The following is a 16,806-nucleotide window of genomic DNA, read 5'->3' on the forward strand; positions in this document are numbered from 1 at the left end:
AACGTGTTTATAGCCTCGTAAACAGTTGTAATTATATAAGCAGGCTGTTCTTTTTGTATGAACTAGGGGTTTGCCCGGTAATGTTTTTAAAGATGCGCGAAAAGTACGACAGGTTCTCGAACCCGGTTTCGGTAGCGATATCATAAAAGGGCAAATTGGTTGTAGTAAGCAGCAATTGAGCCCGTTCAATTCGTTTGGATTGGATGTAGGTAAGTGGCCGTTCGCCTGTACTTTCATAAAATAACCTCGAAAAATAGTCGGCGTTATGATTAGCCCTGGTAGCCAGATCGGTCACGGTAATGGTTTGCTGCAAGTTGGTTTGTATATAATTTATTGCATCAGATATTTTGGAATTAATAACGCCCTTATCTTCTGTTAAAAATATCCCCGATACCATAAACCTCGAGATGAGTTGCAACAGCAGGCCGCAGGTTTCCATATATGCAGAAGCAGGCATCAGCTCATTAAGTTCATCAAACCCTTTTAATATGGGGCGTTTTTCATAAACTTTGGGGTTGTATGATGCCTTTAAGGTACGATTAGGATTCAATTGCAGTATCTTTTTTACACAGACAATTACATCATCGGTAGCCTTTATGCTCAGGAGCCTTCTGTTTGATGAAAAAAGGGATGCCCCATCTGCAGATTGCTCTGCAAACGTGATGTAGTACTGACTCAAATAATTATCGCAGTAATAACTGCAGGTTGTAAAGCTGGGAATAAGGTATAAAAAACCTTCTTCTAATTTAACAGTGCTGTTGGTGTTGTACAACTTGCCTTCGCCACCATCAATATAATACAGGCGGTAAAAAGTGCTGGTTACATTTTTATAGTTCCAGGTTTTGTTCAACTGCACATAGTCGGTATTCAGCAGGGCAAAAGTTGATCGTAAAATGCTTTTGTTCATAACTATAAGGTGATGCAAGTTAAATATAAACTGATACACTTGTTACTATAAAAGTCGGTTTTGTACAAACTTATGTTGTGTTTGTGAAACTTTTGCTCAATTCCCCAGCGTAGATTTATCATAATTATAAACACCAATTATTTACTTCATGCGAAGGCTTATATTTATACTGCTTAGTGCTGTATTGCTGCTTGCCGGTATCTTTTACTATTCAACGGCCGTTGATTTACCACCCGATGTAAAGGAGGCATACAACGCATTGCCCGGCTCGCTGGATTATAATATAGATGTAAAGCCTATTCTGTCCGACAAATGTTTTGCCTGCCATGGCCCCGATAAGGCCAAACAAAAAGCGGGTTTAAGGCTGGATATTGCACAGTTTGCTTACGCAGCTTTACCCGACGATAAAGGCAAAGTAGCCATTGATCCGGGTAATTTAGACGGGAGCGAGTTTTTTCACCGCATTTTGTCAAATGATCCAAAATACATGATGCCCTCGCCCGAATCGCATCATACGCTTACGGCGCAGGAAAAAGCTATACTTATAAAATGGATAAAAGACGGCGCCGTTTACAAACCGCACTGGGCCTTTGTAAAACCCGTAAAGCCAGATGTGCCCGATGCTGATGGAACTATAAATAACCCGATAGATAATTTTATCCTCGCCAAGCTAAAACAACAAAAGCTACAGCCATCAAAAGAGGCAGATAAGGAACTGCTGCTGCGCCGGGTTACGCTCGATTTAACAGGTTTGCCGCCAACCATAAAAGAAATTGACGACTTTTTAAAGGACAATTCTCCAAATGCTTACGAAAAGCAGGTAGATCGTTTGTTGGCATCTCCGCATTATGGAGAAAAAATGGCGGTGGATTGGCTGGATGTTGCCCGTTATGCCGATTCGCACGGGTATACGGTGGATAGGATCAGGGATATGTCGCCGTATCGCGATTGGGTGATCAAGGCTTTCAATACCAATTTTAGTTACGATAAATTTATTCAATGGCAACTGGCCGGCGATCTGATGCCGCACCCCACGCGCGATATGATTATCGCCACCGCTTTTAACCGCAACCACCAGCAAAATATGGAAGGGGGGATAATTGAAGAAGAGTTTCAAACCGAATATGTTATAGATCGTACCAACACCTTTGGTAATGCTATGCTGGGGATGTCTGTAGGTTGTGCCAAATGCCATGACCATAAGTTCGACCCGATATCGCAAAAGAACTATTACGAGTTATTTAGCTTTTTTAATAACGTGAAGGAAGCTGGGCAAATTTCTTATGATGATGCCCTGCCAACGCCAACCTTATTGCTGCCCACCAAACAAAAAGAACAAGTACTGCAGTACATCAACAACAACATAAAAACCGAACAGCAAACCCTTGCCCAAACAGAAATTAAAGCCACCGCTGGCTTTGATAAATGGATAAATGAGGGAGGTTATAAAAAACTTGTTGCCGATAAGATTCCCGGTAACGGCTTACAGGCTTATTATACGTTTGATAACGGAAGTTTAGCCAACAAAGTAAACCCCAAAGATATAGCCGTAATGAAGCGCGAAACCGGGCAGCCCGGCGATAATGCCGTGTTTGAAAATAAGGGAAATGGTAAAGCCATAGTGCTTAACGGCGATACCTGGCTTGATTTGAACCAGGCGGGCATTTTCAGGCGATCACAACCCTTTAGTGTGGGCATTTGGGTAAATATTCCCAAACAACTTGCCGAGGGGGTTATTTTTCATAAAAGCAGTGCCGAGCGGTTATATAATTTTAAAGGATATCACCTATATCTCAGAAATAATAAACTGGAGCTTAATATGGCACATACAGGCCCCTCAAATGCCATAACAAGGGTAAGTATTGATGATGTTCCGCGCGATAAATGGATTCAGCTTACGGCTACTTATGATGGCTCATCCAAAGCAGCAGGATTTAAGTTATACATGGATGGTACGGAAATGCGAATGGAAACCACTATGGACGCGCTGACTAAAGATATTTTGTTTAATGGAGGCGGGCCTGGTCTGCAAATTGGTGCATGGTGGCGTGGGCGTGGTTTTAAGGATGGTAAGGTAGATGATATTACCGTTTATAACCGCACACTAACGCCGTTTGAGGTTAAAACACTGGCTCAAAAAGCGGCATGGTCGCAAATTGCGGTTAAGGCTAAGGCGCTGTTATCTCCTGAGGATAAGAACAGTTTAAAGGCTTATTATCTCTCGGCAGTTGATCCGGATGTGCAATCAGAAGAACAAAAGTTAACAGCCCTGCGTACCCAGTTATCTGATTCGACAGAGAATATTGAGGAGTTAATGGTGATGCGTGAAATGGCCAAGCCTAAAAAAACATTCCTGCTTAAACGCGGCAATTATGATATGCCAGGCCAGCAGGTTTACCCGACCACGCCCGAGGCTATTTTACCTTTTGATAAACATCTGCCTAAAAACAGGTACGGATTGGCGCAATGGGTAACAAACCCCAATAATCCTTTGGCAGCGAGGGTTGCCGTGAATCGTTTCTGGCAGAACTTTTTTGGCACAGGCATAGTGAAAACAGCCGAGGATTTTGGTAATCAGGGCGAAATGCCAAGTCATCCTGAACTGCTGGACTGGCTGGCTACTACCTTTATCGAATCGGGCTGGAATGTGAAACAGCTAAACAAAATGATCGTTATGTCGGCTACTTACCGGCAGGATTCTCGCGCGAGTAAGGAGGCTGTAGAAAAAGATGTAGAGAACCGCTTTCTGTCGCATGGTCCCGCATACCGGATGCAGGCCGAAATGATCCGCGATAACGCGCTGCTGGCCAGTGGTCTACTGAATACGCAGATTGGCGGCAAAAGTGTGAAACCTTATCAGCCCGAGGGACTTTGGGAAATTAACAATACCAGCTACACACCGGATACGGGCAAAGCTGTTTACAGGCGCAGCTTGTATGTTATCATCAAGCGGTCGGTGCCTAATCCAACATTATCAACCTTTGATGCAACGGCGCGTAATTATTGCACCATGCGCAGGCAAAAAACCAACACGCCATTGCAAGCGCTGGTAACCCTTAATGATCCAACCTTTATAGAGGCAGCCAAGGTAATGGGCGAGCAAATGACACGATCACATGACAGCCGTGCGGCCATAGTTACCACTTATCGCAAACTTACCGGACGCCAGCCGGGGGCCAACGAGGTAAGTCTGCTGCTCACCCTGCAGCAAACCGAGTTCAAAAAATTCAGGGCGCATCCCGAAAAGCAAACCGGCTGGCTCAACACCGGCCAATATAAAATAGATAAAACATTGGATAGTTCCATGATAGCTGCCAATACGGTGGTTGCCAGCACTATTCTTAATTCCGACGCATCATTAACCAAAAGATAAATTTGTATGGCAGATTTTCACCATGATGAGGAGTTCAGACTTCATACACCCGAATTTAATGAGCTCAATAAAAAGCTCGACCGCCGCGAGTTTTTAACCAAAACTTCGCTTGGTATTGGCGCTTTGGCTGTGGGTTCATTGTTTGGCAATAGCCTGTTCGGTAGTTCCCCAAAGACCTCGGCGGCATCAACCGGCGATTTGGAGGCAGATATTTTAAGGGCGTTACCGCACTTTGCACCCAAGGCAAAAAGGGTAGTGTATTTGTTTCAAAGCGGTGGGCCATCGCAATTTGAAACATTTGACTATAAACCTATGCTGGCAAATATGATGGGCCAAAACCTGCCCGATTCTGTTCGTAAGGGACAACGCCTTACCGGTATGAGTGCCAATCAAAGCGCGCTGCCTATGGTGCCATCTTTCTGCAAGTTTAACCAGCATGGCGAAAGCCGCACCTGGATGAGCGAGTTAATGCCATTTACGGCAGAAGTCGTCGACGAGCTTTGCATCATAAAATCAATGCATTCCGAGGCTATAAACCATGATCCTGCTATTACCTTTTTTCAAACGGGTAACCAATTGCCGGGCAGGCCGTCCATAGGATCGTGGATCAGTTACGGCCTGGGATCCGATAACAATAACCTGCCAACTTTTATTGTGCTGGTTTCCAAAAACGGACAAAAAGATCAACCACTGTATGCCCGTTTATGGGGTAATGGCTTCCTGCCATCCAAGCACCAGGGCGTACAATTCAGGGCGGGGAAAGATCCGGTACTGTTTCTGAATAACCCCGATGGGTATGACGGTAAGGACAGGAAGGAGATGTTGGAATACCTGTCTAAACTAAACCAAATGCAAAACGCCGCCTATGGCGACCCGGAGGTAGATGCCCGCATAGCCCAGTATGAAATGGCCTATCGTATGCAAACCTCCGTGCCCGAAGTAATGAGTACCGCCGATGAGCCTAACGAGATCTTTGAAATGTACGGCCCCGATAGCCGCGATTCAGGAACCTACGCAGCCAACTGTTTATTGGCGCGCAAACTGCTGGAAAAAGATGTAAAGTTTGTACAGTTGTACCACCAGGGCTGGGATCAGCATAGCGGTTTGCCATCGGGTATAGCAACGCAATGCAAGGCTACAGATCAGGCCACTGCGGCCCTCATTAAAGATTTAAAACAACGGGGATTATTGGAAGATACCCTGGTTATATGGGGTGGCGAGTTCGGTCGTACGGTGTACTCGCAAGGTAAACTTACCGCCAATGATTACGGCCGCGACCATCACCCGCGCTGTTTTACCATGTGGATGGCCGGGGCCGGGGTAAAGCCCGGCATAACCTACGGCGAAACTGATGATTTTAGCTATAATATAGTAAAAGATCCGGTGCATGTGCATGATTTTCAGGCAACGCTGTTACACCTTATGGGGATAGATCATGAAAGGCTTACCTATAAATTTCAGGGCAGGCGTTTCCGGCTTACCGATGTGGAAGGAAAAGTGGTAAAAGATATATTGACTTAGTATTTTAGTATCAAGTAGTTAGTATCAAGTATCAAGACAGTTAGAACCCAGTAGATTTATTTGTATGTACATATTCAAAAAAAAATCTGATATTAGATTTGAGATATCAGTGTCTTGATACTTGATACTAACTACTTGATACCAACCAATCACAACCAAATTATAATTTATGAAAAATTCGAGAAGGGATTTTATAAAGAACGCTACTGTTGCATCTGCCCTGGTTGCAGCCGCGCCGGGTAAAAGCTTTGCTATTTTACACAAAGATTTAAAGGAAGATGATCAGGTTATTGGTCATGGTGGCTTTACCTACAAAGCCGATAAAGGCTGGGCCAAGATTAGCGTAAATACCAACCCGCTGGCCAATTGCCACGAAATGGTGCAGGACAGCAAGGGCCGCCTTATAATGCTTGGCGATCATACCCATAATAACATCCTTATTTTTGATAAGTCGGGCAAATTACTTGATTACTGGGGTACGGCTTTGCCCGGCGGGCATGGTTTAAGCATCAGTAAAGAGGGGGGAGAGGATTTTCTGTTGCTAACGGATTGCGGCTGGGCGCAAGACCGTACGGGAAATAATTACGGTCAATCGGGCCAGGTACTAAAAACTACGGTTGATGGAAAGCTAATATTCGCTATAGGGCATCCCCGCACCATTGGCGTTTACAAAGATGATGAACCATTTAAACCAACCGAAACAGCGGTAGCACCTAACGGTGATATTTACGTAGCGGATGGTTATGGATCTGACTATATTATCCAATACAACAGCAAAGGGCAGTACATCCGTCATTTCGGCGGGCATCATAACGATAATAAAGATCATAATTTGGTTAACGCGCACGGCGTATCTATAGATAACCGCGATAAAAATAATCCCAAGCTTATCTGTACCTCGCGCGAGGAAAATTGCTTTAAGGTATTTACGCTCGATGGTAAATTTATCAAACGGATTGATATGCCCGGCATGTACGTATGTCGCGCCGTTATTAACGATCAAAATATATATGCAGGCGTTTGCTGGTCAAAAGATGCGTCTGGTAACCGCTTTGATTATTCGGGCTTTTTAACCGTGCTTGATGCCAATGATAGGGTAGTATCAAACCCCGGTGGTGCCGCGCCGGTATACAAAGGTGGTGTTTTGCAGCCAACACTGCAGGCACATAATCCCGTTTTTCAGCACGGTCATGATGTATGTGTCGACGAGGATAAAAACGTTTACGTGTGCCAGTGGAACGCCTACCACACGGCCCCAGTGAAATTAACGCGTGTATGATATTAGGTAACATTACAACTTTCTCGGGCCATTTACATCCGCTTATTGTGCACCTGCCTATTGGCTTTATACTGCTGGCGGCGGTTTTTGATGTTTTATCCTACAAAAAAAAGTATGAAAATTTAAAACCAGCGGTATCTATAACATTACTTATCGGGTTTATTTCGGCATTGCTGGCGTGTTTGTTCGGTTATATATTATCCTTATCGGGCGATTATGATAAAGCTGTTTTAACACACCACAAACTTTCTGGGATAACACTCGCAGTAATTTCGGGTGTGCTGTATTATATCTCTACAGATAAAGCTAAACGAGAAGTACGCATCCCCGGGAAACTGTTTTCGGTGTTGCTTATTGGGCTTATAGCATTGATGAGTTATAGTGGTCATCAAGGAGCAAGCCTTACGCATGGTAATGATTATCTTACTATGCGCACATTAACACAGCAGGTGCGTGAAAAACCTGCCAGCGTTCAAAGTGCCATGATATTTGAAGATGTAGTGGCACCTATCCTCCAAAAAAAATGCGCGCAATGCCACCAGAATGGTAAACTGAAAGGCAATTTTTCGGTAGAAAACCTGCAAACGCTGTTAAAGGGCGGTAAAAACGGGCCAGCCATTGTGCCCGGGAAATTAACAGAAAGCGAGCTGTATAAACGTATAACGCTTGATCCCGATCATAAGGATTATATGCCTGCCGATGGCAAGCCGCCACTCACCAAAACCGAGGTACAGATCATCAAATGGTGGATAGCAGAAGCGGGAGCCGCAGAGGGCAAAACTATGGCCCAGCTAAAAAATACCGATTCTATAAAAACACAGGTTAGTACTTATTTAGGTCTAAATAACGTAGCTACGTCAAGCGGCGATGATAATGGATTTACACAAGCTATCAACCCCGATATTCCGCTACAGGCAGATACATTGCTGATTGCCCGTTTGCGGGGAAAAGGGCTAATGGTGCGGCTAATGCTGAAAAAACCGGTAATGCTGGATATTACGCTGCCTGCCAATTCGGGTGTTAAAATGCCGGCCATAAAGAACGACCTGATGTCGCTGGCTAAAAACATCATCTGGCTAAATCTATCTGGCAATAATTTTACAGATAATGATTTAACTATCTTGAAATCATTTACCAACCTCGAAAAACTACGGATTGAGAACAACCCTGTAACCGATGGCGTAAGTGGTAATATTGCTGCTTTGAAACACCTCGAAGCCGTGAATCTAAATGAAACAAAAATAACTGATGCAGGAATAGTTAATATTAAAAAAAATACGGGAATTAAAAGAATTTATACCTGGGGTAGAGCTGCTAAGTGAAATAATTAGCATATATTGTTCATGTTTGATGTATTAAATATCATATATACCTTATCATGACCAATAAAGCGAAATTCTGCCTTGCGCTATCTGTTGTAATTATAATAAGTTTTAAAGTTTTCAAGTCCGCTGCGCAAACCGCCCCCACCGGGGGTATAGATAATGTGTTATCCGCAGTTGCAAACAGGCAGATTGCCGAAGCTAAGGAATCTGTTTACCTGCAATTTGATAAGCCATACTACTCTGCCGGTGATACCATCTGGTATAAAGCTTACGTATTTGATGCGGCAAGTCTGGGTTCAACTACAAAAAGCGGTTTATTGCATATCAATATCAGCAATGAAAAAGGAGAGATTGTTAAAAACTTCGTCCTCCCGCTGATAATTGGATTAGGCTGGGGCAATATTCCGCTCGATGAACACCTCATGCCGCCCGGTACCTATACTATTCGCGCGTATACCAACTGGATGCGCAATTACAGCGATGAACCTGCATTTACGCAAACATTTTACATCAACGGTAAAACAGATAATGCATGGCTGGTAAAGGCTGTTGTAGCTATAAATGGGAAAAAAGATAGCGCAGCACTTAATCTGTCGTTCAATAACTTAAATGCCGAACCCGTAAGGGTACAAAGTATGCGGTTAAGAATAAGCAGCGGGGGTAAATATTTGGCCGGCGGCAAGGTGCAAACGCGGGTAGATGGCTTGCTGGGTATTAGTTTCCCGCTACCAATTAAGGCAATAGGCAAGCAGGTGTTGCTTAGCATTACTGAGGATAGCAAGGAAATTACAAAACAGCAAATAATTATGCCGCTTGCTGTAAACCGCGCAGCCAATACTGACGTACAATTTATGCCCGAAGGCGGTAACCTGGTTGAGGGCATAAACGGTAACATAGGCTTTAAAGCCACCGGCGAAGATGGCAGCAGCGTGCCGGTATCAGGCGAAATTATAGACAGATCGGGCGCGGTTATTACCACCTTTAAAACCCGCTTTAACGGGATGGGGAATTTTCAGTTTAAACCCTTGCCTGGTGAAACCTACACGGCAAGTATAAATTTTCCCGGTGGCCTTAAAAAAAGCTATCCGATACCGGACGTAAAACCTCTTGGTACGGTATTTAATGTTGTAAATCCAAAGGATACGGTTGCGCTATTAGCAACAATTAATGCAAGTTCACAAGGCGGCATATACTATATTATAGGGCAGGGCAGAGGCTTGGCAAGTTACGGGGCAATAATTCGTTTAACAGGAAAAGATCGTACCATAAAAATACCTAAAAATATATTTCCAACAGGGATAGCGCGCATTTCCCTGCTCGATCAAAACAGGAAGCTGCTTAACGAAAGGCTGGTATATATTGATCATCAGGATCGTTTGAAGATTAATGTTACAACCAATAAACAAACATACGGCAAGCGCGATAGTGTGGCTTTACAGTTTAATGTAACAGATGAAGCAAACAATCCGGTTAAAGGTAGCTTTTCGGTTGCAGTAACGGATAACGGACAGGTAAAAACAGACAGCATTAGCCAGGGCAATATAATTACCCGCATGTTAATTACCGCAGGTGTAAAAGGCGATATTGAAACGCCCGGGCACTATCTGCAGCAAACCCCCGAAGCATGGGCCGACCTCGACCTGCTGCTATATACCCAGGGATGGACGGCATATGATTGGGATGGTTTATTTACCCCGGCTAAAGAACCTAAATTTAAAGCCGAAACCCAATTTGAAGTAAGTGGTAAAGTAACCAACGTTTTTGGTAAAGCTGTGGCTGGCACACGAGTAAGTTTATTTGGTCCGCGCCCATTGATATTTAAAGACACACTTACCGACGCTAAGGGCAGGTTCACTTTTAGCAATTTTCCACGGATCGATACGCCAATTTTTAATATCCGTACGGTAAACAAAAATGGCAAGGCCTTTAATGTGGGTGTAGAAATGGATGTAACACCACCGCCTGTTTTTGCGCAAACCCAACGGGTACTAATGCCATGGAATGCCAATTCAGATACCGTGATGATAAATAGTGCCGTTAACAAAAAACTAACTGATAAAGAAGAAATGGCATTACTTACAAACGGCGGTAAAATGCTTAATGAAGTGAAAATAAAAGGTGTAAAATCTGTAAAGGGATCGCATAACCTTAACCCATTGAATGGTGCGGAGCAAGTATTAGACGAAAATGATATGATAAAGGCCGGCAATATGAGCCTTGTAAAGTTTTTGCAAACAAAAATTAACAGCTTAACTTATGATCCGTTCAGGGGCTTCAGGATACATAATAAGCGTGTCCATTTTATTTTTGATGGTATTAATCTGGAGGATGGTTTATATGATACCGAGCAAAAAAAAATTTTAGCGCAACTGGATCAGCAATTTCTTTTAAGTGAGAATGACAGCAAAATTCAACAGCAAAATATTTACATAGAAAGTCTTATAGACGCATTTACAGCCGAGGACATAGTTGGCGTAGAGGTAATGACATCCATGAAAAATTCTATGCTGTACAATTCAAAATATAATCCGGGAGATCCTGTTGATTATGTACGTGGCGGTCCTGCCTACGTAGAAATTACAACACGGGGCAAGCGCGGTCCGTATAATAAGGTAAGTATAGGTATGGCATTATTTAGAGGTGCGCCCTTAGCATGGCCCCGGCAGCATTTTTACAGCCCTAAATATTTCAAAAAACAAAATATGGCTACAACCACAGATCGCCGTTCCACCATTTTTTGGGAGCCTAATTTAGTTACCGGGCCCGATGGTAAGGCGACGCTATCATTTTACACATCAGACATAGCTGGCATATACACAATTGTTATGGAAGGCGCAGATATGAGTGGCAGTATTGGTACTATTACCCAAACTTTAAAGGTTAATTGATGTGCTTTTGACAGTCATCATTGTCAATTTCGTTGAATAGTATGCCAATATTCATAAGTTTTGATTTGCCATATTTACGGGTTGTTACATGAAATTAAATTTTCATGGGTTTTGTTAAGCTCTCACAAATAATTTAAATAGAACAAATCATTAGTATGAAAAAGAAAGTAATACCTTTTTTACTTTGTGCACTTATTATCAGCACACTTAATTTACAAGCCCAAAGCATATCAAAAGTAGTGCGCCCGTATTCTGAACTGCAGCAGCAGTTTGTTGATCTGCGCTTTGGTATGTTCATCCACTTTAATATAGGCACTTTTGAAAATGCCGATTGGCCCGATCCGGAAACACCCGCATCTGATTTTAACCCTAAAAAGCTTGATTGTACCCAATGGGCAAAGGCTGCAAAATCAGCCAATATGACCTACGGATGCCTTACCACCAAGCACCACAGCGGTTTTTGCATCTGGGATACCAAAACTACCGACTATAATGTAATGCATAGTCCGCTGAAAAGGGATGTAGTAAAAGAGTATACCAAAGCATTTCGCGATCAGGGTTTGAAGGTGATGCTGTACTATTCTATATTAGATACACACCACAGATTGCGCCCAAACCAAATCAAGCCTAAACATATTGAAATGGTTAAAAAGCAAATTACTGAGCTTTTAACCAACTATGGCCCTATTGAAGCCCTTATTATTGATGGCTGGGATGCCCCATGGTCAAGGATCTCTTATGACGATATTCCTTTTGAAGAAGTTTACAAGCTGGTAAAATCTTTGCAGCCAAATTGCCTGCTGATGGATTTAAATGGCGCCAAATACCCAGGCGAAGGTTTATATTATACTGATATAAAAACTTACGAAATGGGTGCAGGTCAGCGTATTTCTAAAGAAACCAACAAAATGCCTGCACTGGCTTGTTTGCCAATTAACAGCGCATGGTTCTGGAAAACAGATTTTCCAACTACACCGATCCGCGATGTTAACAAGCTGGTTAATGATGTTTTGATCCCGTTGAATAATGCCAACTGTAACTTTATCCTTAACGCAGCACCAAACCGCGATGGTTTAATTGATGATAATGCCCTTGCTGGCCTAAAACAAATTGGCGAAATGTGGAAAAACGCTGGTCCGGTGGCTAAACTTGCCGAAACCGGGGCGCCTATAATTTCGCATAACCTGGCCAAACACGCGCCATCAAACTCAAGCTGGAGCGATGATTCAAATATTATGGATTTTGCTAACGACGATGATTTTGGATCGTCGTGGCAGTCAAACCCGGCCGTTAAACAGCCTTGGTATGAAGTGGATTTAAAACCTGGTCAGCCGTTTAACGCAATTGTAATTGCCGAGCAAAAATCCAACATCAAAAAATACAAACTTGAGTACTATGACGGCTCTGCCTGGAAAGTTATTTTTGAAGGCGAGAATGATAACCGCGTAAAAGTTAACCGCTTTAACCAGGTAAAAGGCGATAAAGTGCGTATGTCTATAGAAACCTATAACGAAACACCGTCTATCGCAGAATTTCAGGTTTACAACGAAACAAAGTAAACTTCAGAGGGATTTTTAAATAGAAAAGGGGCAAAGCTTAACCAGCTTTGCCCCTTTTTCTTATGTTATTCACTCCATCGCATCATTGCGAGGTACGAAGCAATCTTCTAACTTATCTGGCGTGGGCTGGAAGCTATAAGTGTTCGAAACAAATAAAAAGGGTGTCATTTCGACGAGGTACGAGGAGAAATCTTCTGCGAAATGCAAGGGGACTCAGTAATTCGTTGAAGATTTCCTTGCCCCTCACACACAATTCCCATGCAAGCTCGTCGAAATGACAACCTTTTTATAAATCTCTAAGGTTTCGAACACTTATAGCTTTCAGCTAATAGGCTGGAAGCTTAATTCTTTATTACTTCACCGGCCTATCGTTAATCGCTGTTCCCCAGTTCATGTTTGGTTTATTTCCCATCACAAACTCAAGCACACCGCCATCAGTAATATCTTTTTGGGTGATATACGTGTGTGTGTAAACCTTACCATTTAGCTTTGCCGATTGTATATAAATGTTTTCGGCAGTACGGTTAGGGGCCAGCACCGTAAAAGTTTTAATTGGCGATAACCGCATCACCGATTTTTTCATAGCGGGGGCACCTATCACATAAACGCCACTAGCCGGGTTAACCGGGTAAAAGCCCATAGCACTAAATACATACCAGGCCGACATTTGTCCGCAATCTTCGTTGCCGGCATAGCCTGATGATGAGGTATTATACAGTTCGCTCATGATCTTGGCTACATAAAATTGTGTTTTCCAGGGTTGGCCGGCATAATTATAAAGGTAGGTGATATGATGGCTCGGCTCGTTGCCATGGGCATACTGGCCTATAAAACCCGACGCATTGCCATTAACCTCGCCGGGTTTACTGGTCAACGTGAAAAAAGTATCCAGTTTGGCGGTAAACTTTTTATCGCCGCCGGTAAGGCTAATCAACCCCTTTACATCCTGAGGAACGTACCAGTTGTACTGCCAGGCATTGCCTTCGGTATAGGGGTTACCGCCATTGCCACCATATTGCAGCGGGTTAAATGGTGTTTGCCATTTAGCATCAGTATCTTTCGCCCTAAAAAAACCGCTTTGAATATCGTACAGGTTTTTAAAGTTTTGAGATCGCTGCATAAAATGCTGATAATCGGCAGTTTTACTGAGCTTTTTGGCTAACTGAGCCACGCACCAATCGTCATAGGCCATTTCTAACGTAAGGGATACCGATTGCGATTGTATGTTTTCTGGTATGTAACGGTATTTTTCCCATGCCTTAAACGGCGAGCCGGGATGATTGGTAATGGATGAGTTTTTTACAGCCTCGTAAGCCTTATTAATGTCGATGCCCGGCGTGCCCTTAAGCACCGCATCAACCACAACTGGGATAGCATGGTTCCCTATCATACAATAATTTTCTTGTCCCCATAGCTGCCATATAGGGAGGTAGCCATAGGTATTGTACTGGCTTATCATGCTGTTTACAAAACCGGCAGTGCGTTCGGGTTGTACCAGGGTGTAAAGTGGATGTGCCGCCCGGTAGGTATCCCATAACGAGAATGTACTGTAAAATCCGCCTTTTGTATTATGAACGGTGTAATCAATAGCGGTGTAATCGCCGTTTACATCGGCATAATTATTGGGCTGAATAAAGGTGTGATAAAGGCAGGTATAAAAAATTTCCTTTTGTTCAGCGGTGCCTTCAACCTTAATTTTTTCCAGTTCTTTTTCCCATTTGCTATCGGCCTGGGTTACGGTTTGGTAAAAATTCCAATTGGGGATCTCGGTATCGAGGTTTAGTTTGGCATTTTGAGTGCTAACGGTTGATAGCGCTATTTTAGCAAGTACCGGCTTCCCGTCGGCAACATCAAAATCAAATATTGCCCTAAGATCGGTGCCGTTCAGCAGCTTTTGGTCGAAGTTTTGGGTACCGCCGTTAACAAGATCGTTGCTTTTAATGGTTTTATTGAACTCTGCATAAAAGTAAACTTTGCGCAACTTAGCCCAGCCGGTTATTACACGGAAACCTTCTACCGCGTGATCGTTTACCATTTTAAACTGCGCGGCAATAACCTGGCAGCCAAAGTTTGGTTTTTTAAGCGAGTGGTTAAGATCTATCACCACTTTGGCCTTACTGTTTTTAGGGAAGGTATACCTATGGAACCCAGCGTGTGCCGTAGCGGTAAGTTCTACATTAATATCATGGTCATCCAGTTTTACCTGGTAGTAACCCGCCCTTGCCGATTCATTGGCATGGGAAAAACGTGAACCGTAGCCACTGCCCACTTGTTTGGCATCACCTGCACGAGTTTTTTCATCGCCGGTATAAGGCATAAATAAAATATCAAACAGATCGGGCGCGCCAGTACCGCTCAAGTGGGTATGGCTGAAACCTGCAATAAAACTGTCGTTATGGTCATATCCGCAGGCCGCGTCCCATTCTGGTTCATCGCGCGTATCCGGACTGAGCTGTACCATACCAAACGGTACTGTAGCACCCGGATAGTTATTGCCAGATAAGCTGCCTTTTACAGCCCCGGTACCTATAAAAGGATTTACATAGGAGGTGAGTTTTTTACTTGTTTGCGCCGAAGCTGTTAGTTGTGCCGAAAGGGAAATACAAAAGGCGGCGATAACGCCCGTGGTTTTAATTATGCGAGTACGATGGTTCAATTTATTGGTTTTTAATTCAATAAAAATAACACCGTAAAGCCTGCCCCGAAATAGATTAAACGCCGAATAGGATGGACAAAAAGATAAAATTAGCCGGTGTTTTTAGCTGAAACCCTGTATTGCTCTGGCGATGAGCCAATATATTTTTTAAAGATGCGAGAAAAGTAGTACGGATCGTCGTAACCCAATTCGCCAGCCACGGCCTTTATTTTATCGGCATTGGCATACAGCAGCTGGCAGGCCTTCTGCATTTTTAAATGGATGAAATAATCAATTGGCGGCATCCCTGTTGCCTTGCGAAAAAGATTTGAAAAATGCGAAACCGAAAGATTGTGCTGCGCGGCCATATCTTCAACCGTGAGTTTTTTGATAAGGTTGCTGCGCATATTGTTAATCGTTTTCGTGATAATATCGCCGTTATCTTCCTTGTCGTTTTGAATGTGGCGCTGTGGAAATAAAAATATAGCTACCAAATGATACAGGCAAAAACTGGCACTACACAAATTTTCGATACTATAGCCCATCTCCAGGGTTTGATAGATATTTTGCCATATCTCCAGCGCCTTTTCGGTAAATGGGATATTTGTAGGTCCGTCGGTAATGCTCAGGTTTAATGATTTATTAACCAGGTTAATATTATCACCGGTATAATGCACCCAATAAATGGTCCACGGATCTTCCTGATCGGCCCAGTAACGCATATATTTATCCGTAGCGGGCAGTATAATAAATTGGTTGGGGTTTACTTCGTATCGTTTATTATCTAATATATAATGGCCTTTTCCTTGCAGACAGTATATCAAAATATTGTCTTCACAGCCTTTCCTGCGTTCACGGTAATGAAAGGCGGCTTTCGGAAAATATCCAATCTGAGTTATATAAATAGGGAAGAGTTCGGGATTTTTATCCTTGGCATCCTTTAACACTTTTGGAGGTATGCTCATAAGCTTTTCCCCTGTAAAGCCATCGCGTCTTTTAAAGCCGTTACTCATGAAAAATAATAATTGGTTTTTTAATGGAATATTACATTAAAAATTTGGTCGAAATGTAATACCTGCATGCTATTATAGAGAAAAAAAATTGCATCTACAATCATTTTTGGCCTATTGCAAATGTTGCATAACATTATGCCAATATTGCATATTTTTTGATTTATTTTAATTGAATAGTCCATTAAAATAGATGTTTTGGCTATTATAATCTATAAAAAAGGAACTTACATTTGGTTGCCCTGCTGTTTTAAAGCTTAGCCAATTAGTATGTGCAGGTCAACACCTATCGGTTTATATATTTACCGA

The 16,806-nt window shown here is 42.9% G+C and carries 9 protein-coding genes; 6 read left to right on the forward strand and 3 right to left on the reverse strand.

What is annotated here, in order from left to right; translation table 11 throughout:
* Nucleotides 1-31: 31 nt before the first annotated feature.
* Complete coding sequence (locus tag BLS59_RS07860) at nt 32-907, reverse strand: helix-turn-helix domain-containing protein (protein ID WP_091147245.1); 876 nt, start codon at nt 905-907, stop codon at nt 32-34.
* A gap of 148 nt (nt 908-1,055) precedes the next feature.
* On the opposite strand from BLS59_RS07860, the gene BLS59_RS07865 reads away from it, so the two are divergent.
* The 6 genes from BLS59_RS07865 to BLS59_RS07890 all read left to right on the forward strand — a co-directional run bounded on the left by BLS59_RS07865 (nt 1,056) and on the right by BLS59_RS07890 (nt 12,852).
* A complete protein-coding gene (locus BLS59_RS07865; protein WP_091147248.1) occupies nt 1,056-4,280 on the forward strand; it encodes a DUF1553 domain-containing protein in 3,225 nt (1,074 codons plus the stop codon).
* Between the two features lie 6 nt (nt 4,281-4,286).
* Nucleotides 4,287-5,801: a DUF1501 domain-containing protein gene (locus BLS59_RS07870; protein WP_091147251.1), complete on the forward strand. Its 1,515-nt coding sequence runs from the start codon at nt 4,287-4,289 to the stop codon at nt 5,799-5,801.
* A 169-nt stretch (nt 5,802-5,970) separates the two neighbouring features.
* On the forward strand, nt 5,971-7,080 hold the full coding sequence (locus BLS59_RS07875; protein WP_091147254.1) for a twin-arginine translocation signal domain-containing protein: 1,110 nt from the start codon (nt 5,971-5,973) through the stop codon (nt 7,078-7,080).
* Nucleotides 7,077-8,402 carry a DUF2231 domain-containing protein gene (locus BLS59_RS07880; protein WP_091147257.1) on the forward strand — a complete coding sequence of 442 codons (1,326 nt, stop codon included), beginning with the start codon at nt 7,077-7,079 and terminating at the stop codon, nt 8,400-8,402. The genes BLS59_RS07875 and BLS59_RS07880 overlap by 4 nt, the downstream gene beginning before the upstream one ends.
* Nucleotides 8,403-8,458: 56 nt before the next feature.
* Nucleotides 8,459-11,293: a hypothetical protein gene (locus BLS59_RS07885; protein ID WP_091147260.1), complete on the forward strand. Its 2,835-nt coding sequence runs from the start codon at nt 8,459-8,461 to the stop codon at nt 11,291-11,293.
* 155 nt (nt 11,294-11,448) lie between these two features.
* Nucleotides 11,449-12,852 carry an alpha-L-fucosidase gene (locus tag BLS59_RS07890; RefSeq protein WP_091147263.1) on the forward strand — a complete coding sequence of 468 codons (1,404 nt, stop codon included), beginning with the start codon at nt 11,449-11,451 and terminating at the stop codon, nt 12,850-12,852.
* 352 nt (nt 12,853-13,204) lie between these two features.
* Here BLS59_RS07890 and BLS59_RS07895 read toward each other — a convergent pair whose 3' ends face one another.
* Together BLS59_RS07895 and BLS59_RS07900 are read right to left on the reverse strand one after the other, a co-directional pair.
* A complete protein-coding gene (locus BLS59_RS07895; RefSeq protein ID WP_240315176.1) occupies nt 13,205-15,508 on the reverse strand; it encodes a GH92 family glycosyl hydrolase in 2,304 nt (767 codons plus the stop codon).
* 89 nt (nt 15,509-15,597) lie between these two features.
* Nucleotides 15,598-16,500 (reverse strand): AraC family transcriptional regulator, encoded by a 903-nt coding sequence (locus tag BLS59_RS07900; protein ID WP_091147266.1) that lies wholly within the window; start codon nt 16,498-16,500, stop codon nt 15,598-15,600.
* Nucleotides 16,501-16,806: the final 306 nt, after the last annotated feature.

Origin of the sequence: Mucilaginibacter pineti (genome assembly GCF_900101875.1) — a bacterium.
Classification (GTDB): Bacteria; Bacteroidota; Bacteroidia; order Sphingobacteriales; family Sphingobacteriaceae; genus Mucilaginibacter; species Mucilaginibacter pineti.